At 30.9% G+C, this 21,683-nt stretch carries 23 protein-coding genes and 1 tRNA gene; 13 read left to right on the top strand and 11 right to left on the bottom strand.

Annotation, left to right across the window (positions count from 1 at the left end):
- Positions 1 to 142 precede the first annotated feature (142 nt).
- The 6 genes from ACTF45_RS07710 to dapB are packed head-to-tail and all read right to left on the bottom strand — an operon-like array spanning position 143 to position 4,203.
- Positions 143 to 763 carry a DUF4335 domain-containing protein gene (locus ACTF45_RS07710; RefSeq protein ID WP_438949704.1) on the bottom strand — a complete coding sequence of 207 codons (621 nt, stop codon included), beginning with the start codon at positions 761 to 763 and terminating at the stop codon, positions 143 to 145.
- Position 764: 1 nt separating this feature from the next.
- Positions 765 to 1,301, bottom strand: a complete 537-nt coding sequence (locus ACTF45_RS07705) for a DUF3038 domain-containing protein (RefSeq protein WP_288347751.1) — start codon at positions 1,299 to 1,301, stop codon at positions 765 to 767.
- A gap of 31 nt (positions 1,302 to 1,332) precedes the next feature.
- Complete coding sequence (locus ACTF45_RS07700; RefSeq protein ID WP_288347753.1) at positions 1,333 to 1,527, bottom strand: DUF2949 domain-containing protein; 195 nt, start codon at positions 1,525 to 1,527, stop codon at positions 1,333 to 1,335.
- A 5-nt stretch (positions 1,528 to 1,532) separates the two neighbouring features.
- A complete protein-coding gene (locus tag ACTF45_RS07695; RefSeq protein ID WP_438949703.1) occupies positions 1,533 to 2,687 on the bottom strand; it encodes an FAD-dependent monooxygenase in 1,155 nt (384 codons plus the stop codon).
- Positions 2,688 to 2,710: 23 nt separating this feature from the next.
- Positions 2,711 to 3,355, bottom strand: coding sequence for a hypothetical protein (locus tag ACTF45_RS07690; protein WP_288347757.1), 645 nt, complete (start codon positions 3,353 to 3,355; stop codon positions 2,711 to 2,713).
- On the bottom strand, positions 3,355 to 4,203 hold the full coding sequence (gene dapB / locus ACTF45_RS07685; protein WP_288347759.1) for a 4-hydroxy-tetrahydrodipicolinate reductase: 849 nt from the start codon (positions 4,201 to 4,203) through the stop codon (positions 3,355 to 3,357). The genes ACTF45_RS07690 and dapB overlap by 1 nt, the downstream gene beginning before the upstream one ends.
- Positions 4,204 to 4,305: 102 nt before the next feature.
- On the opposite strand from dapB, the gene ACTF45_RS07680 reads away from it, so the two are divergent.
- On the top strand, positions 4,306 to 8,313 hold the full coding sequence (locus ACTF45_RS07680) for a magnesium chelatase subunit H (RefSeq protein ID WP_438949702.1): 4,008 nt from the start codon (positions 4,306 to 4,308) through the stop codon (positions 8,311 to 8,313).
- A 15-nt stretch (positions 8,314 to 8,328) separates the two neighbouring features.
- On the opposite strand, the gene folP is transcribed toward ACTF45_RS07680, so the two are convergent.
- Genes folP through ACTF45_RS07665 form a run of 3 tightly spaced genes read right to left on the bottom strand, consistent with a single transcriptional unit; the run spans position 8,329 to position 10,108 of the window.
- Positions 8,329 to 9,171 carry a dihydropteroate synthase gene (gene folP / locus ACTF45_RS07675; protein ID WP_438949701.1) on the bottom strand — a complete coding sequence of 281 codons (843 nt, stop codon included), beginning with the start codon at positions 9,169 to 9,171 and terminating at the stop codon, positions 8,329 to 8,331.
- The gene (gene tpiA, locus ACTF45_RS07670; RefSeq protein WP_288348020.1) at positions 9,155 to 9,880 is read right to left on the bottom strand and encodes a triose-phosphate isomerase; all 726 of its coding nucleotides are present in this window, start codon (positions 9,878 to 9,880) and stop codon (positions 9,155 to 9,157) included. The genes folP and tpiA overlap by 17 nt, the downstream gene beginning before the upstream one ends.
- 51 nt (positions 9,881 to 9,931) lie before the next feature.
- Positions 9,932 to 10,108, bottom strand: a complete 177-nt coding sequence (locus ACTF45_RS07665; RefSeq protein WP_288348021.1) for an RNA-binding S4 domain-containing protein — start codon at positions 10,106 to 10,108, stop codon at positions 9,932 to 9,934.
- A 56-nt stretch (positions 10,109 to 10,164) separates the two neighbouring features.
- Here ACTF45_RS07665 and ACTF45_RS07660 point away from each other — a divergent pair, with 56 nt between their 5' ends.
- Together ACTF45_RS07660 and ACTF45_RS07655 are read left to right on the top strand one after the other, a co-directional pair.
- Positions 10,165 to 11,871: an ABC transporter ATP-binding protein gene (locus tag ACTF45_RS07660; RefSeq protein ID WP_288348027.1), complete on the top strand. Its 1,707-nt coding sequence runs from the start codon at positions 10,165 to 10,167 to the stop codon at positions 11,869 to 11,871.
- Between the two features lie 73 nt (positions 11,872 to 11,944).
- The gene (locus ACTF45_RS07655) at positions 11,945 to 12,121 is read left to right on the top strand and encodes a DUF6447 family protein (RefSeq protein ID WP_353884902.1); all 177 of its coding nucleotides are present in this window, start codon (positions 11,945 to 11,947) and stop codon (positions 12,119 to 12,121) included.
- Positions 12,122 to 12,127: 6 nt separating this feature from the next.
- On the opposite strand, the gene carB is transcribed toward ACTF45_RS07655, so the two are convergent.
- Entirely contained in the window at positions 12,128 to 15,427 is a 3,300-nt protein-coding gene (gene carB / locus ACTF45_RS07650) for a carbamoyl-phosphate synthase large subunit (RefSeq protein WP_438949700.1), read from the bottom strand.
- A 108-nt stretch (positions 15,428 to 15,535) separates the two neighbouring features.
- On the opposite strand from carB, the gene ACTF45_RS07645 reads away from it, so the two are divergent.
- The 6 genes from ACTF45_RS07645 to ACTF45_RS07620 all read left to right on the top strand — a co-directional run bounded on the left by ACTF45_RS07645 (position 15,536) and on the right by ACTF45_RS07620 (position 18,772).
- A complete protein-coding gene (locus tag ACTF45_RS07645; RefSeq protein ID WP_288348023.1) occupies positions 15,536 to 16,174 on the top strand; it encodes a DUF3318 domain-containing protein in 639 nt (212 codons plus the stop codon).
- Positions 16,164 to 16,508 carry a ribosome silencing factor gene (gene rsfS, locus ACTF45_RS07640; RefSeq protein ID WP_011132457.1) on the top strand — a complete coding sequence of 115 codons (345 nt, stop codon included), beginning with the start codon at positions 16,164 to 16,166 and terminating at the stop codon, positions 16,506 to 16,508. Before ACTF45_RS07645 ends, rsfS begins: the two co-directional genes overlap by 11 nt.
- Positions 16,509 to 16,517: 9 nt before the next feature.
- Complete coding sequence (locus ACTF45_RS07635) at positions 16,518 to 17,012, top strand: CGLD27 family protein (RefSeq protein ID WP_288348024.1); 495 nt, start codon at positions 16,518 to 16,520, stop codon at positions 17,010 to 17,012.
- Between the two features lies 1 nt (position 17,013).
- Positions 17,014 to 17,979 (top strand): asparaginase, encoded by a 966-nt coding sequence (locus ACTF45_RS07630; protein WP_288348025.1) that lies wholly within the window; start codon positions 17,014 to 17,016, stop codon positions 17,977 to 17,979.
- A 45-nt stretch (positions 17,980 to 18,024) separates the two neighbouring features.
- Positions 18,025 to 18,101 (top strand) — tRNA-Met (locus tag ACTF45_RS07625).
- 356 nt (positions 18,102 to 18,457) lie between these two features.
- On the top strand, positions 18,458 to 18,772 hold the full coding sequence (locus ACTF45_RS07620) for a hypothetical protein (RefSeq protein ID WP_288348026.1): 315 nt from the start codon (positions 18,458 to 18,460) through the stop codon (positions 18,770 to 18,772).
- 384 nt (positions 18,773 to 19,156) lie between these two features.
- Here ACTF45_RS07620 and ACTF45_RS07615 read toward each other — a convergent pair whose 3' ends face one another.
- Positions 19,157 to 19,543, bottom strand: a complete 387-nt coding sequence (locus tag ACTF45_RS07615) for a hypothetical protein (protein WP_438949699.1) — start codon at positions 19,541 to 19,543, stop codon at positions 19,157 to 19,159.
- A gap of 975 nt (positions 19,544 to 20,518) precedes the next feature.
- On the opposite strand from ACTF45_RS07615, the gene ACTF45_RS07610 reads away from it, so the two are divergent.
- From ACTF45_RS07610 to ACTF45_RS07595, 4 genes are read left to right on the top strand one after another with little or no spacing between them, the layout of a single operon-like run.
- Positions 20,519 to 20,725, top strand: coding sequence for a hypothetical protein (locus ACTF45_RS07610; RefSeq protein WP_438949698.1), 207 nt, complete (start codon positions 20,519 to 20,521; stop codon positions 20,723 to 20,725).
- 59 nt (positions 20,726 to 20,784) lie between these two features.
- The gene (locus tag ACTF45_RS07605; RefSeq protein WP_438949697.1) at positions 20,785 to 21,084 is read left to right on the top strand and encodes a DUF1651 domain-containing protein; all 300 of its coding nucleotides are present in this window, start codon (positions 20,785 to 20,787) and stop codon (positions 21,082 to 21,084) included.
- Positions 21,081 to 21,221, top strand: coding sequence for a hypothetical protein (locus ACTF45_RS07600; protein WP_438949696.1), 141 nt, complete (start codon positions 21,081 to 21,083; stop codon positions 21,219 to 21,221). Before ACTF45_RS07605 ends, ACTF45_RS07600 begins: the two co-directional genes overlap by 4 nt.
- Entirely contained in the window at positions 21,211 to 21,363 is a 153-nt protein-coding gene (locus ACTF45_RS07595; RefSeq protein WP_438949695.1) for a hypothetical protein, read from the top strand. The genes ACTF45_RS07600 and ACTF45_RS07595 overlap by 11 nt, the downstream gene beginning before the upstream one ends.
- The last annotated feature ends 320 nt before the right edge of the window (positions 21,364 to 21,683 follow it).

Below are 21,683 nucleotides of genomic sequence, written 5' to 3'. Positions count from 1 at the left end.
TTTAGACTTTCTCCTCAAAGATAACTTTTTTTTAAAAAAATATTTATCAGAATTCTTATTCAAATTTGGTATTTTTAAATCAGCCATTTATAAAAAAATCAAACTAACAAATCAAAAAGAACTCTTCAATAAGAATTATTTTTTATGGTAACTTGTTTGAGGATTTAATGCTAATAAGTTTGTTTTTATTATTTATTAATGAGTTATTATCATTTCCATCATAAACATAAATTAAAGCAGTAGAAACGAGAAAAATAGAACATAATGAGAATAATGGAGGCAATAGAAAATTAAAGATATTTTTTTTATCCAATAAACTCAAATAATTTTTATTTTTAAAGTTTGTTAATTCTTTTTGATAAATATTTTTAACTTTATTTGAAGAACATAATTGGTCAAAACAATTTATAGTATCTGCTAAAACTGAATTTCCAATTCTTATATTTAAAGGCTTAACCTCAGGTTTGGAACTCTTCAAAAGAAGTATATGTGTATAAAAATTCTCAGAGGTAATATCAATTAAATTCGATTCATATCTTGGATTTTCATCATTCAAAAGGGAAATAGAATAAGTATAAAAAGCCTTCATAACTGACTTTAAGTGTTCAAGATTTCCCTCTATAACAGGCTTATCAATAATCATAAGTTTCCATTGCGAAATAATTGATATATAGTCTTTATTTTCGTTATTCGAATAATCAGGTAATCCAATAATTTCAAGGCTTACTGAAGATTGATTAAATAAAAATTTATTTTGCAACATATCAATAATTAATTAAAGTTGTTCTTAATTTTAGAAAACCATCGTCTGAGACGCACAAAGCTAAAGTAAGTATAATTTTATTAAAAACCTCGTCATTACAATTAGGATCAAGAAGTCTTTTGACCTTCATACTATTAGTATTAAACCTTTCATTAATTAATTCAATATATCTTTTCTTAAACTCATTCCAAGCATTAGGATTTCTAATAAGATCATCTCTGGATTGAAGTATCTGTCTTATATAAGGATATAAAAATTTTGCCATTTCAGCAGCAAGTTTAATTAGTGCTTCAAATTCCTCTAATTTAATATTGATATTATTAAAAGAATTCCTCATTGGGTTATTATTCCTCAGTTTCCAAATAGTAACTTTATTAGGTAAGACTTCCTTTAAATTAAGTTTGACTGATAAAGAATGTAGAGATTCAGCACCATTTAGATCAATAGTTTCTAGAGCTAATAAAAGTAAATCAAGTCTTTGTATAGATTCTCTAGATATCTGTTTTCCTTTCGATAAAATAGTAATAGTCAAATTCAAATGCTATTTACAAATTATAACAGAATATTTGTTATTTACTTTGAAATAAAAATGTATAAAACTTATCCAGTTCTTCGATTGTTAAAATTCCATAATTCCAAAGAAGAATAGGAAGTGGCGTATTATTTTTGATTGCCAACTTCAATCCTAGCTCAATCGAAGACTCGTTTAATCCAATTTCATCCATAAGAAAAAATATTATTTTTCTATTTGAATAATTATCCATATAAATTATTTAATTGATGAAAAGATTAAAGACTTGGTCATATGATTTAATATGATTCTCCTCATAAAATTAAACTTATTTAAAAGTAAAAAAGAGAATTTTCTAAAGGGTAATAAGAAAAATTTATTATTTGCAAAAAATTTAATTAAAGAATCTGTAACAACAATAGTTGAAATAATATCTAAAAATCTTATAAAATAATATTTATATTTAAATATGTTTAAAGCTCTATTACTTACAGGAACATTTGTATTAAAAATATCATATATGACATTAACATCTCTCCAACAAGTGTTTAATCCTTGTCCTCCAACAGGATGGAAGGTATGAAATGAATCTCCAACAAATACAACCTTTTTGAAATTAAAAATTGGCAGACTAAGAGATAGAGAAACAGGAAAAATATTAATATCACTATTGATCTGATCTAACTTGAAATTATCAGGTAATATTGTTGACAAATTATCTAACAAAAAGCTTTTACTTGAATTTAATCTATCCATTGATTTAGATGAAGTAGCAGTCCAAATAATTTGATATTTATTATTATCTAGTGGTAATAAAGCTAATGGACCTTCCTTCCTAAATATTTCATATGCGCGCCTAGGAACATTCCCCCTAACTAAAACTTCAAATGTTAAACAAGACTGATTATATGATTTTCTGATATCTATTAAATTTCGATTTTTTTTGTGATTTGAATTTGCTCCAGTTGATACAAATTCATAATCAAATTTAATATCATCGAAAGATAGATCTTGAGAAGATTTAAAACATATATTATCCATATTATCGACCTCATCAAAAAATACATTCATTAGATCAGAATGTTTAACTACCCAACCAATGGTATCTAAAGAACAAATATCTTTATCTAAGTCCGAAGTAGTTAAAATTGTAAAATCTGAAGTTACACTGTCTGAAATTGAAAGAGAATCAAATTTATAAAGATAAGATTTTAATTTACTCCAAAGATTAAATTTTGAAAGTATCTTTCTTGTTGAATGAGTAATAGCATATGTTTTGTCTTTATTTATAAGTTTCTCTCTTGTTAGTAAATCTGTAATATAAATATTGAAATTTAATTTAGCTAAAGATATTGCTAAAAGTAACCCAGAGGGTCCAGAACCAACAATCTTAAAATTTAAATAATTATTCATTAATTAAAATATATAACTACAATTTACTTCAGATAAATATAGCAAATTTCTTCAAATGCTGGTCGAAGCAAATATGGGTATTCTCCTATCCAAATATTTGAGTCAGGTAACCATGCATCAGTCAATGAAATCTCTCTTTCAAAGTTTCTATAATTAGATGAAATGATGCATCTAATATTAGAACCAACTCTAATTAGACTATGTTTGTTTTCCATTGGAAAACTTATTTTATCTAAATAACCATCCTCATCTTCCAATTCAATAACTAACCAAGTTCTTTTTTTTTCAATTAGCTCTAAACGACCTTGCCTATTTGATTGCTCACGTGAACTTTCAATTCTTTCAGTTTTATAGATATCAGAAACATAACCATCGAAGAGAGAAAAGAACTTAGATTTTTTATATTTAATATTTTTTCTGCTTGATTCAAGAATTGGTCCCCATATTATGTAAAGAAAAAAAATCACACATAATAATAACCAAAGATTTTCAGTCTGAGTTGATGATTGACTAATAAAAAGTAAGAGATTTAAAACTCCTCCAATAGAGGAAATAATCAGTCTCTGCAAAATTTTTCTGGGATCTCCAAGTGTATATTTAAACTGACCACCTGTCCCTACAGAAGGGATAAGTTTAGATATTTGATTTTGTTTTATTGGTATAAGCATTAAAATATTAATTTTTCAAGTCCATAAATTAACGAATCAAATTTACCTATTTTTCTTATTGCCTGCAAAACGCCAGGCATATAAGCTTTTCTGTCAATAGTGTCATGTTTAATTGTGTAAGTTTCTCCAGGAGAACCCATAATAACTACTTGATGAGCCAAAAGCCCAGGCAATCTTATTGAATGAATATTTAGGCCTGAATCTCTAAGACCTCCTCTTACTCCTTTTAATGATTCAGTTTCCTTAACTAAGCTCTGATTATATTTTTTTGGATATTCTTCAATCATTTCAGCAGTTTTAATACAAGTTCCACTAGGAGAATCTGCTTTTTGATTGTGATGCATTTCTATTAATTCAATATTATCGTAAAACTTTGCTGCTACAGAAGCAGCTTGTTGAAGAAGAACCATTCCTACGGAAAAATTTGGAATTATTGCACAACCTATGTTTGCTTTTTGAGTAAAAATAGCCAAATCATTTATTTGAGAGGGTGTAAGGCCTGTAGTCCCTACAACTGGCGATATACCATAAGCAATTGCAGATCTAGTATTTTCATAAACAGAATCAGGATGAGTAAAGTCAACTAATACTGGTTTAATTTCCTCATTTCGATAATCTTGACTAATTGAACATAAAGACCCCTCAAGATCATTTGAAACAAAAACATCACTTTTTTTAAGATTTAACAATTGTGAAATGTTTTCACCATTATTTTTTTTATTTGTATCAATTGCTGCAACAAGTTCGCAATCTGAAGAATTTAGGACGGAATTAACAACCTCACTTCCCATTTTGCCTAATGCACCAGAAACAAGTACAGGTATAGATTTTTTAGAATTTTTGGTCATTTTTAATTAAAAAATTTTTTTAAAGGTTGTTACACGCTATTTATATTGCACACAATAACGGCAATTCACCCGTAGGCTGGTAAAAATACTTAAAGAGAATCAATGTTTACGCAGGTCCGCTCAGCAAATCGCAGAGTTTCTCCTGTTGAGGATAACAAACATAAAATTGTAATAAAAGCAGTTTATGTTGTCCTTGAGCCACAATATCAAAACTCCTTAACAGAAGCTGCAAAATCAATAAATGAAATCAATGGCCCTATAGGGATAGATCTTAGCGGATATCTTATAGAAGAACTTAGAAACGATAAAAACTTCGAAGATTTTAAAGTTGATATAGCTAGTGCCGATATTTTTGTTGCCTCCCTAATATTTATTGAAGATTTAGCACAAAAAGTTGTAGATGCGGTTACACCATATAAAGAGAATCTTAAAGCCTCTATAATTTTTCCCTCAATGCCTGAGGTGATGAGATTAAACAAATTGGGTTCATTTAGCATGGCTCAACTTGGACAATCTAAAAGTATTATTGGTGATCTTATTAAAAAGAAAAAAGAATCTGATGGTGCTAGTTTCCAAGATTCAATGTTGAAGTTACTAAATACTTTACCTTCAATACTTAAATATTTACCCGTAGAAAAAGCACAAGATGCAAGAACATTTATATTAAGTTTTCAATATTGGCTTGGCGGTACTACAGAGAATCTGAAGAACTTCTTATTAATGATTTCAGAAAAATATGTAGTGTCAGAAAATATAAAAGATCAGTTAGAAGAATTTAAAATACAAGATCCTCAAACATTCCCAGATTTAGGCATATGGCATCCATTAGCGCCAAATATGTTTGAAAGTTTAAATGAATATCAAGATTGGGAAAATAATAGAAAAGATATAAAACCAAAAGATGATAAAACTCCAACAATTGGATTAGTTCTACAAAGAAGTCACATAGTTACTGGTGATGATGCTCATTATGTAGCCGTAATACAAGAATTAGAATATCGAGGCGCTCGTGTTTTACCTATTTTCTGTGGTGGATTAGATTTTTCTAAACCAGTAGATGAATTTTATTATGATTCAATTGATAAGGAAAGAGCAATCGTTGATGGAGTTGTATCTTTAACAGGTTTTGCATTGGTAGGTGGTCCTGCAAGACAAGATCATCCAAAAGCTATTGATGCACTTAAAAAACTAAATAGACCATATATGGTTGCATTACCTTTGGTATTTCAAACAACTCAAGAATGGGAGGAAAGTGATTTAGGGTTGCACCCTGTTCAAGTTGCACTCCAAATTGCTATACCAGAATTAGATGGAGCTATTGAACCAATTATTCTTTCAGGTCGTGATGATGCTACTGGTAAAGCTCATACACTCCAAGACAGAGTAGATGTTATTGCTGAAAGAGCAATAAAGTGGTCCACTCTTAGGGTAAAAAAAAGGGAGGAGAAGAAGTTAGCGATAACTGTATTTAGTTTTCCACCTGACAAAGGGAATGTTGGAACAGCAGCTTATTTAAATGTATTTGGTTCTATTTATAGAGTTCTTTTAGAAATGAAAGCTAAAGGGTATCAAATTGATGATCTCCCTAAAAACTCCAAAGAATTAATGGAGAAAGTCATTAATAATCCAGAGGCTATGGATGGTTCTCCTGAATTAAATATTGCTCATAAGATGACTGTGAAAGAATATGAGGAATTTACACTTTATTCAAAGAGATTAGAAGAAAACTGGGGTAAACCTCCTGGAAACTTGAACAGCGATGGACAAAATTTACTTATTTATGGAAAGCATTTTGGAAACGTATTTATAGGAGTACAACCAACATTTGGATATGAGGGAGATCCAATGAGATTGCTTTACTCAAGAAGTGCAAGTCCTCACCACGGATTTGCCGCTTATTACACTTACGTAGAAAAAATATGGGGAGCTGATGCTGTTCTACATTTTGGAACACACGGTTCACTTGAATTTATGCCTGGGAAACAAATGGGCATGAGTGAAACTTGCTACCCAGATTCTTTAATAGGATCTCTACCAAATTTATATTATTACGCAGCAAATAATCCATCAGAAGCAACAATTGCAAAAAGAAGAGGTTACGCATCAACGATAAGTTACCTAACTCCTCCAGCTGAAAATGCTGGACTCTATAAGGGCCTTAAAGAATTGAGCGAACTTGTAGGTTCTTATCAACAACTCAGAGAAAGTAGCAGAGGTATTCAAATTGTTAATGCAATTGTAGAGACTTCAAAGCAATGTAATCTTGACAAAGATGTAGAACTACCTATTGGTGAGGTAGAGGAACTAACTATTGAAGAAAGAGATCTGTTCGTAGGAAATATATATAAACAATTAATGGAGATAGAAAGTAGATTGCTACCATGTGGACTCCATACAATTGGAGAGGCTCCTACTGCTGAGGAAGCCGTCGCTACATTAGTCAATATAGCTTCGTTAGAAAGAGAACAAGAAGGTCTTAGATCCCTACCAGGTTTATTAGCAGAATCAATAAATTTAAAAATTGATGAAGTTTACGACGGTAATAATAAGGGAGAACTTAAGTTTGTTGAACTTAATGAAAAAATTATTAAAACTGCTAGAGAATCTATATTTGCAATGGTTAACAGTCTAAAAATTGTTAACGGAAGAGTCTATTTAGAGAAATCTCTATTTTCAAAACTATTAGATTTCTTGAAAATATTTGGTTTAAATTTACCTACCCCTTGGCTAAGAGTATGTAGATTAAATGGATTTAATGAAGTAAATCAAAAAGAATTAAATAAATTATTTGACTACTTATTATTCTGCCTTGAACAGGTTTGTGCAGACAAAGAAATGGATAGCCTCATAAAAGCCTTGGATGGGAATTATGTATTACCTGGTCCTGGAGGAGATCCTATTAGGAACCCAAGTGTTTTACCAAGTGGTAAAAATATTCATGCACTTGATCCACAATCAATTCCTACCACTGCAGCAGTAGCGGCAGCAAAAACTGTAGTAGACAAATTAATTGAAAGACAAAAAGAAGAGCAAGGAACTTGGCCTGAAACAATAGCTTGTGTTTTATGGGGTACTGATAATATCAAAACTTATGGTGAATCTCTTGCACAAATTTTATGGTTTGTAGGAGTCAAACCAAAACCTGATTCTGTTGGCCGAATAAATAAATTAGAACTTATCCCGTTAGAGGAACTTGGTAGACCAAGAATTGATGTCGTTGTAAATTGTTCTGGAGTTTTTAGGGATTTATTTATAAACCAAATGGCACTAATTGACCAAGCAGTAAAATTAGCCGCAGAAGCAGAAGAACCATTAGAGTCCAACTTTGTTAGAAAACATTCCTTAGAACAAGCAGAAAAAGAGGGTACCTCTATAAGGGAAGCTTCAGCAAGAGTATTTTCAAATGCTAGTGGAAGCTATAGTTCAAATGTCAATTTAGCTGTTGAGAATTCAACCTGGGAGGAAGAAAATGAATTGCAAGAAATGTACTTATCAAGAAAAACTTATGCTTTTAATGCCGATAATCCAGGAGAAATGAATCAAAAAAGGGATGTTTTCGAGTCTGTCATGAAAACTGCTGATGTAACATTCCAAAACCTTGACTCCTCTGAAATCTCTCTAACTGATGTAAGCCATTATTTTGATTCTGATCCTACTAAATTAATAAAAACGTTAAGGGATGATGGGAAAGAACCAAGTAGTTACATTGCAGACACTACTACATCTAATGCTCAAGTCAGGACATTAGGTGAAACAATTAGGCTAGATTCTAGAACCAAGCTTTTGAATCCAAAATGGTACGAAGGAATGCTTAAGTCAGGATATGAAGGGGTTAGAGAACTATCTAATAGACTTAACTACACACTTGGATGGAGTGCAACAAGTGGCCAAGTAGATAACTTTGTTTATGAAGAAACTAATGAAACATTCATTAATGATGAAGAAATGAGGAAAAGACTCATGGATTTAAATCCTAATAGTTTCAGAAGAATAGTAGGAACATTGCTCGAAGTAAATGGGAGAGGTTATTGGGAAACATCCGATGAAAATATAGAGCAACTTAAAGAACTTTATCAAGAGGTAGAGGATAAAATTGAGGGAGTTAAATAGTAAAAATTAATTTCTTTATCTAAAAATATGATCTGCCACTTTTAAAACTTGATAATTTATTTTTACATTATGAACTCTTACTAAGTGAATATTTTGTTGAGAACAAAGACAACTAATAGCTAGTGTTCCTATATCTCTTTCTTTGGGATTAGGTACATTTAAGATTTCTCCAATAAATCTTTTTCTTGAGGCCCCAATTAAGAGTGGAAATTCAAATTTTTTAAAGAGAGGAATGTTTCTTAGGATTTCTATATTCTGTTTAGTATCTTTTGAGAATCCAATACCTGGATCCCAAATTATTTTATCCTTACTAACTTTTTTGTTTATAGCTTTTTTTGTCAACCTTTCTAGAGAATGAATAATATCAACTAAAAAATCATCATAATTTGTCAAATTATTCATATTTATACTACTACCGCGACTATGAGTAATTACGAAAGGACATTTAAATTCTGAGACAACATCTAAAATCTCATCATCCCTTCTGCCTCCTGTGACATCATTAATCCAATTAGCACCATTTGAGAGAGCTTCATGAGCAACCTCAGAATTAAAAGTATCTATAGAAATAAGAATATTAGGATATTCACTTCTAATTTTTTTTAAATATGGTATCAATCTTTTTGATTCATTTTTCGCTCCGATTTCAATCGCCCCGGGTCTAGTACTTTGAGCACCAAGATCAATTACATCAACTCCATTAGAAACAAAATGATTTACTTGATTTAAAACTTTTTCTATCGAACAAAAATCGCCTCCATCACTAAATGAATCAGGAGTTAAATTAATAATACCCATTATTGAGGTTTTCCTACCCCAATAATCAGGCCAAGGAAAATTATTATTCGAAATTTGCAATTCTTGAAAAACTTATAGGATCTAAAGAAGAACCACCTACCAAGACACCGTCAATATCACTCATTGACATGATCTCATCAATATTATTAGGTTTAACAGAACCTCCATATTGGATGATTACGTCACTAAAACCAATCAACCTCCTTATCAAAGCACAAATCTTGTTTGCATCACTTGCTTCACAAGTTTTACCTGTACCAATTGCCCATATAGGTTCATAAGCGACTATAAGATTAGATGGATCAGTATTCTCTAATCCCTGCTCAACTTGTCTGGTGATGACTCTATCGGCTTCACCTCTTTCTCTTTGTTCAAGAGTTTCACCAACACAAACTATTGGAGTTAGTCCACTTGATTGAGCAAAGACAGCTCTTTTATTAATTTGTTCATCACTTTCACTAAAGTATTTCCGAGGTTCACTATGACCAACAATTGCATATTTTACTTTGTGTTCAATAAGCATATTGGGAGAGATTTCTGCAGTAAAAGCACCTTTATCTTCCCAATGGATATTTTGACTTGCAATATTTAAATAATCAAAATTTGTATAACTAGAAAAAGTAGAAATAGCTGTAAAGGGAGGAGCAATTACTATTTTCCTGTCATTAGGAATTTCTTCAATAAGAGGAAGAAATTCTTCCAAATATTTTTTTGTATCAGCACAAGTCATGTGCATCTTCCAATTACCAGCGATTACAGATTTTCTCAAAATATGTTGTCTAAGAAAAATATACTAATATAGCCTGGGTTTTTAGGCTAATCATTCAAAAATTAATTCACTTTTTAGAAACATAACTTTATCTCCTTTAACTAATTTTCTTCCTCTTTTTTTCTCTATTTCTCCATTAACTTTTATCTGACCAGAATTTATGAGAATTTTTGCCTCGCCTCCAGAAGAAACAACGTTATGCCATTTTAAAAATTGATTTAATTTCATTGTTTTATAAATCCACAGCTATTGATAAAGTAAAAGAAGTAATTAAAAATAATATCTTGCAATTAATTCCATCAATCACTCCATATATTAATAGATTTATTAAAGGTTTTATATGCATGATAATTTATGTAGCATGTTGGCCAATATTAGCTTTTTTAGCTGGAAAATTAATACCCGCTATTGGATCTGGAGAATTATCAACCGTAACTAATATCATAATAAATTCTCTTATTGTATTTTTAATTCAAAAAACTGCTCAATATGGGCAAGATGTTTATATTGCAAAGCCTTCATTAGAAATAAGTGAAGTAATGAGACAAAGTTTATTTAGTAAAATTCACAAAATAAAAATGAATTTTATCAACAACATTTCTGCAGGAGATATTACTTATAGGCTTACCGAGGATGCGGACAGAGTCAGTGAAGTGATTTATAAAACATTTCAAGATACATTACCATGCGTGTTGCAATTATTAGCAGTAATTATCTATATGTTTTATCTAGACTGGTCCTTGACGATATCAACATTTATTTTAGCTCCAATAATTGTTTTATCAGTAAATAACTTTGGGAAAAGGGTTTTAATAGCATCTGAAAAAAGTCAAGAATCAACAAGCGATTTAGCCGGCTTAATAGGAGAATCTATAAACGGAATTTCGACAATAAGATCATTTGCAGCAGAAAATTGGATTAAAGGTAGATTCAATACAAGATTGAGAAGTAATAAACAAGCAAAATATAAGACACTAAAATTACTTGCTATACAACATCCAATAGTAGGTTTTATTGAAGCTTTTGGAATATTGGCAATATTAGGTTTAGGAGCATTAAGAATTAACCTAGGTCTTTTAAATAGCGAAGAATTTAGCAGTTTTTTTGCTGCAATATTAATGCTTATAGACCCAATTAGTCACATTAGTACAAACTTTAATGAATATAAGCAAGCAGAGGCTTCATTAAAAAGATTAAAAAAAATAAATATGCAACCCATGGAAAAAGATGAGCGAAATTTAGACAAAATAGCAAAAATAAATGGGAATATAGAATTCAATCATGTTAGTTTTGAATATAAAAAGGATAATGAAGTTTTAAAAGATATCACTTTAAAAATTTCAAAAGGACAGGTAATTGCATTTGTAGGATCATCAGGAGCCGGGAAAAGCACAATGATGTCTTTGATATTAAAATTCATAAGCCCTAAAACAGGGGACATATATATAGATGATAAAAACATAAGATCTATAAGCTCAATAGATATAAGATCAAATATTGCCTTAGTCCAACAACAACCTTTTTTATTTTCTGGAAGAATAATTGATGTAATAAAAATGGGAAGGAACTTTAGTGAAGACGATGTAATCAAGTCTGCCAAGATTGCAAATGCTCATGAATTTATTCTTAAACTCCCTAGTAAATACGAAACAAACATAACCGAAAGAGGATCTAACTTTTCAGGAGGTCAGATTCAAAGATTAGCAATAGCTCGCGCGATATTAGGGAACCCATCTATACTTTTATTAGATGAGGCTACTAGTGCATTAGATTCGGATTCAGAAGCAGAAGTTCAAAAGGGCCTAAATCAAGCAATGAATAATAGGACAGTTATAATTGTCGCTCACAGATTATCCACGACTCAAGGAGCAGATAAAATAGTTGTTTTTGATAAAGGTAAAATTATAGATAGTGGGAAACATATAGATTTGTTTAATAAAGATGGAATTTATAAAGAATTATGTGAAAAACAGTTGATAAAGGTTACTTGATTGTATTTAATTTAATAAAAGATAAAATCACGTCTGAAAAAAAACATTGAAAATAAAAATCCAGTTCTAACTTTTGAGGGGGGGAATATATAATCTTAATGATTTAACTAGTGAAACAAAAGAACTAATTAAAGGATTACAAATAGCTGAAACTCAGCTAAAAATTCATAAAGACACATTTAAATTGTTATCCATTGGTAGAAACTCCCTAACAAACCAATTAAGAGAGAATCTTAAAATTTATGAATAGATTCTTTTAATTATGAATTTCCTGAAGTGATAAAGTATCAATTTTATTTAGCCGTAATGATTTAATTGCCTGCAAAGCTGCTTTTGCTCCAGGAATAGTAGTAAAAGTAGGAATATTATATTCTAAGGATGCTCTTCTGAGATAAGCATCATCATGGAGAGCCTGCGATCCAACTGGAGTATTGATAACTAATTGGATAAGACCAGAACGAATTGAATCTTCAATGTTAGGCCTTCCTTCATGAACCTTTAAAACTTCATCAACTTCAATTCCCAAATTAAATAAATATTTAGCAGTACCCTTTGTCGCAACTAATTTAAAACCCAAAACTATTAGTTCTCTTGCTATGTACTCTAATTTCTCTTTATCTAAATCATTAGTAGATAAAAAAGCAACACCCTCAGAAGGGACACCATTTCCAGCAGCCAATTCAGATTTTGCATATGCCAAACCAAAATTATCGGCCAATCCCATTACTTCACCTGTTGAACGCATCTCAGGGCCAAGTAAAGCATCAGAGCCAGGGAACCTTTTAAAAGGTAAAACAGCTTCCTTAACCGCTTGATATTTAGGTATTAGTTCCTCAGTAAAATTTATATCTTTTAAAGAGGATCCTTGCATTAATTGAGTCGCCAATTTCGCAACAGGTTTACCGATAGCTTTGGAAACAAAAGGTATAGTTCTTGATGCTCGTGGATTAGCCTCAAGAATAAATAATTGATTTTCTTTATTACTATGATTTCTAATTGCAAATTGCAAATTAATTAAGCCAACAACATTTAATCTATTTGCAATTAATTTTGTCCACTTTTTAACAGTATCTATTGTTTGTTGGGATAAAGAAATTGAAGGTAGGCAACAAGCAGAATCACCAGAATGGATTCCAGCAGGTTCTACATGCTCCATAAGACCTGCGATAACAACCGAACCGGTTTTATCACATAACGCATCAACATCAATTTCTATTGCATTACTTAAATATTGATCCAAAAGAATCGGATGATCTGGTGAAACTTTAACGGCCTCTTTTATATATCGAGATAAATCATTTTTATCTTTAACTATTTCCATAGCCCTTCCACCCAAGACATAAGAGGGCCTTACGACTAAAGGGAATCCTATATTATTTGCAACAAAAATTGCCTCTTTTTCATCACGTGCTATTCCATTGAGCGGTTGTCTTATATTTAATTCTTCTAGAATCTTTGTGAATTCTTCTCTATCTTCAGCTATGTCAATTGAATGAGGAGATGTTCCAAGAATTTTTGATTTACATTTAATACCTTCATTAGACTCCAACCAATTAGATAAAGGTAAAGACAACTTAAGAGGTGTCTGTCCTCCAAATTGAACTATCAATCCATATGGATTTTCAGCTTCAATTATATTGAGAACATCTTCCAAAGTAACAGGCTCAAAATATAATATATCGCTCGTATCATAATCGGTTGAAACAGTTTCAGGATTACTATTAACCATTATCGTTTGATAACCATTACTTGAAGCTTGATACGAGGCATGACAGCAACAGTAATCAAATTCAATACCCTGGCCAATTCTATTAGGTCCACCTCCCAATATCATAATTTTTTTTAAATATTTATCGTTATCGGAATAAATTTCATTATCATTTATATTTAAATTATTATCTAAAAAAGCTTCTTCGTAACTTGAATAATGGTAAGGAGTTTCAGATGAAAACTCAGCTGAGCAAGTATCTACAGTTTTGTAAAGTGGTAAAACTTTCAATTTTTTTCGATAATTTCTTACTTCAAAAAATTCAGAGTTAGTTAATTTTGCAATTTGTTGATCTGAAAAGCCCAATTGCTTTGCACTTAACATTAAATCTCTATCAATTCGAGTAAGTTCATTCCCTTTTAAAAATTCATTCTCAAAATTAAAAATATTTCGTAACTTCTCAATAAACCACAAATCTATATTCGTTATTTCATTAATATATGAATTAGTCTTACCAGATTCCATTGCTTTTTTAACTATTAATATCCTTTCAGCAGTTGGGTTTCGTAAATTATTCTTTAAATCATTATCGTTATTAAAATCTTCAATAGAATCACATTCCCAACCGAAAATACCAATTTCTAAAGATCTCAAAGCTTTTTGAAAAGATTCTTCAAAGGATCGGCCAATTGCCATTGATTCCCCAACAGATTTCATTGATGTATTTAAAATGTTTGAAGAACCTTTAAACTTTTCAAAAGCAAATCTTGGTACCTTTGTTACTACGTAATCAATTGAGGGTTCAAAGCATGCAGGCGTTTTTTTAGTAATATCATTAATAATTTCATCAAGTGTGTACCCAACAGATAACAAAGCCGCAATCTTAGCTATGGGGAAGCCTGTAGCTTTACTAGCCAAAGCAGAGGATCTACTTACCCTTGGGTTCATCTCGATAACTATTACATCACCATTTTTTGGATTTACCGCAAATTGTATATTACTTCCTCCTGTTTCAACACCTACCTCTCTTATTATTTTTAAAGATAAATCTCTAAGTCTTTGGTATTCTCTGTCAGTTAACGTTTGAGCAGGCGCCACTGTAATTGAGTCCCCAGTGTGAACACCCATAGGGTCTAAATTTTCAATACTGCAGATTATAACAACATTATCAGCGGTATCTCTCATAACTTCTAATTCAAACTCTTTCCAACCTATTAAAGATTTTTCAATTAAGATTTGATTACTAGGACTTTCATCTAAACCAGATTTACAAAGATCATTAAATTCTTCAAGGTTGTATGCTATTCCCCCTCCAACTCCACCTAAAGTAAAAGCTGGTCTTATGATTAACGGGTACGAATTTATTTGCTTAGATACTTCTCTTGCTTCGAATAAATCAGAAGCGATTCCTGAAGGACATACATTTACATTTATATTTTCCATCGATTCTTTGAATAGCTTTCTATCTTCAGCCTTGTTAATAGCTTTTAAATCAGCTCCTATCAATTCAACATTATTATTTTTCAGAAAATCAGATTCAGAAAGTTTTACAGCCAGATTCAAGGCAGTCTGACCACCCATTGTAGGAAGAATCGCATCAGGTTTTTCCTTTAAAATTATTTGAGAAATTATTTCTGGAGTCAATGGTTCAATATAGGTTTTATTTGCAATTTCAGGATCAGTCATTATTGAAGCTGGATTAGAATTAATTAAAATAATTTCATATCCAGCTTTTCTTAAAGCCTTACAAGCTTGAGTACCTGAATAATCAAATTCACATGCTTGTCCTATAACGATTGGACCTGAACCAAGAATTAGGATTCTTTTAAGATCACCTCTTTGAGGCATAATTAGAAAAATTCATTTATTTAATGCTACTTACAAATCATCAGTTGTTAATCAAGTTACTTGAAAAGCAACATTTGTTTCTATAGTATTGATAATAAAACATAATTTATGAGCGAACTTCAGCGACTTAAAAGTTTGTTGCCTCCAGAGAATGAAAGTTGGGTTTTTATTGAAGCTGCCGCTGCCATTGATCCTCCATTGATTACATTAGAAGAAATTGGTCGTGACGAAGTTGAAATTCAAATAGATTTAGAAGAATGGGATAATTATGCAATTGATCACAGAAATTTATTGTTTTGGCATGAAGTAGGAAAGATTCAAAATGATGCAATTCCACGGGACGGATGGGAAATGGCAGCTTTAGCAATAGGCCTTGGTGGAGCGATAGGTGAACTATGGGTACAAGATGGATTACTTTTAATACTTGCTCTTGGCTTATCAGGTTTTGCAGGATATAGACTTTACATAAAAAATAATTCTGAGAAAAGATTACAAGATGCTATTTTTGCAGATGAAAGAGCCATAGACCTTGCCTGTAGATTTGGGTATAGTATCCCAAATGCTTATAAAAGCCTTGGCGGGGCTTTAAAAGAGCTAATAGATAAAACTAGAAAAAAGAAAAAAAGAATAATATTTGAAGATAGATTAGAAGCATTAAGAAAAAGTGCTGAAAAAGCTAGGTCAGAATTATCACAACAAGAGGGTTCAGACAAATCAGTTTCAAGTGAAAACGTTTATGGACAATAAATTGTTAGTTTTAATGGCGGCCAAAGCCTGTGATATAAAAAAGGCTCAAGAGATAAAATTGATTAAAATTGACAAAGTTTCATATATTAGTGAGTGGATACTTATTGCTGAAGGTTTATCAGACGTTCAAGTTAGATCAATTACTAATTCTGTCGAGATAGAACTTAGAGAAAAAGCAAAGATTGAACCAATTAGAAAAGAGGGAGTTAGCGAAGCAAAATGGGCACTACTTGATTATGGTGACTTAATAGTAAATATTTTTCAACCCGAAATAAGAAAGTTCTACGACCTTGAATCATTTTGGAGTAATGGAGATGACCTCAATTTTCCATAATAAATATTGATGAATCAATTTAACTGCCCAGTTCCTAAAGATCAACAGCCTACAAATGAATTTATAGAATTATCAAAATCTAAAATATTTACTTGGCCAAAATCGAAGAAAGCTTTTTCATTTATTTTACTGAAGTTTTGGATAGGAACATTTTTTATATTTGTTTTAATTTCTTCAGGGAGTGTATATTTTGAAACTTCTACATTAAGGTATATTTTATTAAGCTTTTTTAGTAGTTTATCTTTACCATTTCTTTTCTCTATAAGGTTATATCTAGGTTGGAATCATATATTCAAAAGATTAACTTCTGAAAAAGTGGAATATGAAGAATCAGGGTGGTATGACGGACAAATATGGATCAAACCAATTAAATTAAAGGAAAAAGAATCATTAATAGCATCATTAGAAGTAAAACCAATTTTAAAAAATTTAATTCAAATTTTATCTATTATTATTATCGTTGCTTTAATTGGAATTTTAATATTCCAAAACAATAATTTCTAAAATGAGTACTAATTTTAAAAATTTATATACATCAAATAATCCTCCATTAGAGATGATATTAATGAGAGGTTCAAAATTAGAATCGATTCACAAAGTACATGCAGTAATTAGTGATAAAAAAGGAAGAGTGTTAATGTGTGCTGGTAATCCAGAATATAGAAGCTTCATAAGATCTGCCTTAAAGCCTTTTCAAGCAATTCCATTTGTGAGTAGTGGAGCTTCATCGAAAATCAAGAATTCATCAAAGTCAATTGCCTTATCCTGTGGATCTCATAGTGGATCTAAATTACATGCAAGAGAAGCTTTTAAAATTTTGTGGGAATATAATATAGACATACATAATCTCAAATGTCCCTTAAAAAAAACAAGTCCCTTAGAACATAATTGTTCTGGTAAGCATGCAGCATTTCTTGCAACATGTAAAAAATTAAATTGGCCTTTGGAAACTTATTTAAAGGGAGATCATCCTCTACAAGTAGAAATCTTTAGGATAATATCGGAACTTCTAGAAATCCCATTGGAGCAGATATATGCAGAGAGAGATGACTGTGGAGCTCCAACTCTTTATATGAAGATACTCGAAATGGCAAAATTATATTCATTATTAAGCAGTTCAGATAATGCTGAATTAGAGCAAATAAGTAGAGCGATGACAACTAATCCAACAATGATAAGCGACCATAATAGATTTGATACGGAGGTTATACAGGCATCACATGGGCATGTAATAAGCAAGGGAGGAGCTGAAGGAATACAGTGTTTTTGTAAAGTAAATGAAGGAATGGGTTTAGCTTTAAAGGTTGAAGATGGATCAAAAAGAGCAAAACAATCTGTGGGTCTACATATTTTGAAACAACTAGAATGGATTTCCGAATTAAGAATACAAGATATAGAGGACAAGATCATAAAATTACCTGAAGGGGTTCAAATTGAAGTAAAAGGTCAATTAAAATTCCAAGAATCCTAAAAAAATATAAAAAAGAACCCGTTCAGATGTATGCTATGTATGTATCGCGGGGTAGAGCAGTCTGGTAGCTCGTCGGGCTCATAACCCGAAGGTCGGAAGTTCAAATCTTCTCCCCGCCACCAATGAGAAAGCCCGCCATTTGCGGGTTTTTTAATGACAGCAAATGATCTGAAGATTCAGTAATATTAGTTAAGATGACTAGGTGAGACATGATGAGACCTCTTTTGCCGTACATATACACCCTTATAAGTGACCTTTTAAGTGACAAATATCAGTGTAAGGTTGTAAATGTCACTCAAGATTATTGCCATAGTTCTTGGTATTTATGCAGCGACAGGTAAAATTTTTTATTCATTATTTCTTAGAAAGCGTTGGATAAATAACCCAACTAATAAAAACCACTAATGTTTATTGGCTTCATAAAAGGATTGTAAAAATTAAATTTATGCTTAAATATCTCAGTTCTTTTAATTAATAAATGGGTTATTCAGAAACAAGAATAGTAATGGGTGGTTTAATCCATGTTCCTATACTTATTTTTATAGCTAATTTCATTAAAGGTAAGTTTGAAGTTAAACCTGAAGAAGTAAAAAATACTGTAGTTAAAGAAGAGACAGTTAAAATTATTGAAGTAAAAGATACTATTGTTAAAGAAGAGAAAGAAAAAACGATAAAGGAACTCTCAAATAAGTTGGATAATATTGAAGAAAAGGCAGATGAGGTTTATGAAAAGGTAAAAAAGAAAAAGAAAGATAAGAAGAAGAAGAAAAAGAAAGATATGAAAAAGGATTAACCTATATTTGTCATAGATTAAGCAGTATCAGATATGTTGTTCTTCACGTTGAATACGAAAGACTCAAGAAGATACAAGAGCATCAACAATAATAACTAAATAACAAATACCAAAAAACAGAAAGCTATGTTTAACAACAAGCTTAAAGTTTGAGAATTAAATTGCATATCTATCTAGCATTCTTGACTTTCTAAAATAAATTTCAATTGAGTCTCTGCTCTATAAATATCAATTCTTCTTTTAAGTATTTTAAATAATCTAATCATCTATTAGTAAACCTATTACAAATTTAGAAAATCAATATAACTCCGCAAATTGATAAATATCAATAAGTAAATGTACTGAATCTATTGAAATCACAAAACATAAGTAATAACAGTATACTCAAAAATAACCTTCATATACCAGACAACGTGAGTTGGATGGATTTAATTCACATTCTTTATCCAAATAATCAGATAGGTCTGTTGATACTCCTTGATCTTTCATTAAATCTTTAATAGTCGGATATTCTTTTGCAAGATCAAGATCCCTTAGTTTCTTATCTTGAATTGCGAATGGTGATGTTTTTAAATTCTTGATAACCTCAAATTTTTGTTGGATTCTGACCACAGATCCTGGATGATCATGGACGTAAGAATTAAATTCCTTTGCAAGCATCAAACAATCGTAAGCATCGCGAGCATAGAAAACTAATTGATGTGTACTTTTTGATGAATCTTTGTAACTAAGTACATATTTTTTACAAGATTTGATTGGCGTTGAAGACATTTTGAACTCATGACTGCTACTACTACGTACTAAAGAGGCAGACTAATAATCCGACTAATATAAATGTACGGTTTGAGATACTACCATATACGGATAAAGGATTAGCAACTAAATTTCTCAATGTATAAAATCCTAAAACTGATAGTGAGAAAGAGACATAAAAATACTTTCCAATTTCTCTTGGCTGTCTCAAACTAGACCTGTGTTGCCGCTCTAAATTTCCTTTGCTATAGATATAAAGCGGACTAAAGTCTGTAAACTCCACGAGGATTTAGTCCGCTCCGAAAGGGATTTTAGTTGTAGTTCTGCTCTTAGTCTTTGTTCTTCTTCAAGTTCCTTTTAGTTCATTAATGAGTGTGTATAAGTTTTTATAAGACATTCATAAACTGTTCATATTGATACAAATTTCTTGATAAGTGGATATAAAGGTTTTGTATATTACTAATACACTTCGAATAAGGTTTCTTAGGTCAGTTACTAAATCCTCGTGGAGAAAGCTTTAGTAAATTTCTTTTACTGGTTGCTGATGAGATCAGCCGAATCACACTACGGTGAATCTTTGGTTCCAGTAAAAGTTCCTTCTAATTCAATTCGATCTTTTTCTAAATAAGTATTTTTTACGTTGTTTAAATTCGAAATCTGAATTTGAATGAATTAAGTATTATAGATTCTTATGCAGAAACCATTTGTTAATTTCTTGTACTGGTTATTAGTGAAGTCAGCAGAAAGCTATTATGGCGACTCACTAAATTCTGAAGTTCCATATACTCCTTATTTTTAAACTCAACTAGAGCAAAGAGAGAGGTTGACTACTTAAAGTGACTCAACCTCAATGAATTCATCCAACTCAATTCCTTAGCTCATGGGAATTTATTAAAAAATAATATAGGTTAACTCCAAATAAGAAAGCTCAAATTGCTCTTCCTTCCAAAGACTTTCTGAGAAGTTAAAATTAATAGAATCAATTAAATTCTCATGAAAAAAGAAGCAAGAATAAAAATGTTTAAATCTTTGACAACAGAGCAAAGACAAGAATTGATCCTAAAAAAGATGAAAGCTAAAGGAATAGAAGTAGGAAGTGGAGTTCCAGATAAAAAATATGAGAGTGAAGAGGTTTATGAGTTAATCCATATTGCTAACTGCTTTCCAGAATTAAGAGAGAACCGCAAAGTTAATAATTAAATACTTGACGATTTAATTACCCTTGGTTTATATTAGTAGTACACATGTATTGTTAAGCAATGACTCTAGGAGGAGCTAATGTTTGGTCTAATTTTTCTTATGGTTATCGTAATGAGTCCCCAAGTGGTTGGCTTCTTAACCCCGACCGCAGCAGACTAATTTTATTTACAAGAAATAAAAAATCTAACAGTAATAATATTAGGATTTATGCCCATACATATTATGCAAATGACATTGGTGAGCCCTCAGCAATTAAATCATCAAGTCAAATGCATTTGGACAATGCCTGGGATAAATGGCATGACCTTCAATTAGAAGGTTGGACTTTTGAAGAACTAGAATTGCCTGAATCAGCATGAAGAAAGTAAATTTAATTAAAAAGAAACTATCCAAAGAAGACAGGAATATATCTGTCCAAGATCCATCAAAATTATTAGCAGAATTTTTTAATGGTGTTGTAATAAAGAATGACGAAGCATATGCATATGACTCATAAAGAATTAGTAGATCAAGTTTCCGCAAATTTAATTAAACAAAGTGGAAAGATACAAAGCGAAAGATCATGGCTTGCAATGAGAAATTATTTAGAGAAATTAGATAGTAATCAACTTAAGTTGATACTTAAAGAAGATGCTTAATAAAAAAAGAATCAGATTCCTTTTCCCTTTAGATCATTATTTAATAATTTTATAGTCCCGAGCGAATGTCACAGATAAATGCTAATATTTTCAACCTCCTTAATTTGAAACAAAATAAAGTCTTATGATTTAAATTCATTTTGTTAGAGATTTTTTATGGAGTATTATTTTGAATCATAAAACTTGTTTTAAAAACCAACAAAGATAAAAGTTACTTGTATGTATACATAAATGTATCACTAATGTATAGAAAATATTGTTTACACGTTAATTGAGTTCAGTTTCTTTACATTTATTAATAGTTGTGTTATATTTGTTTA

Source organism: Prochlorococcus sp. (assembly GCF_965655815.1).
In the GTDB taxonomy this organism is placed as follows: Bacteria; Cyanobacteriota; Cyanobacteriia; order PCC-6307; family Cyanobiaceae; genus Prochlorococcus_A; species Prochlorococcus_A pastoris.
Note: the sequence above shows the minus strand (reverse complement) of the source record. Positions and strands in the feature narration are given on the sequence as shown.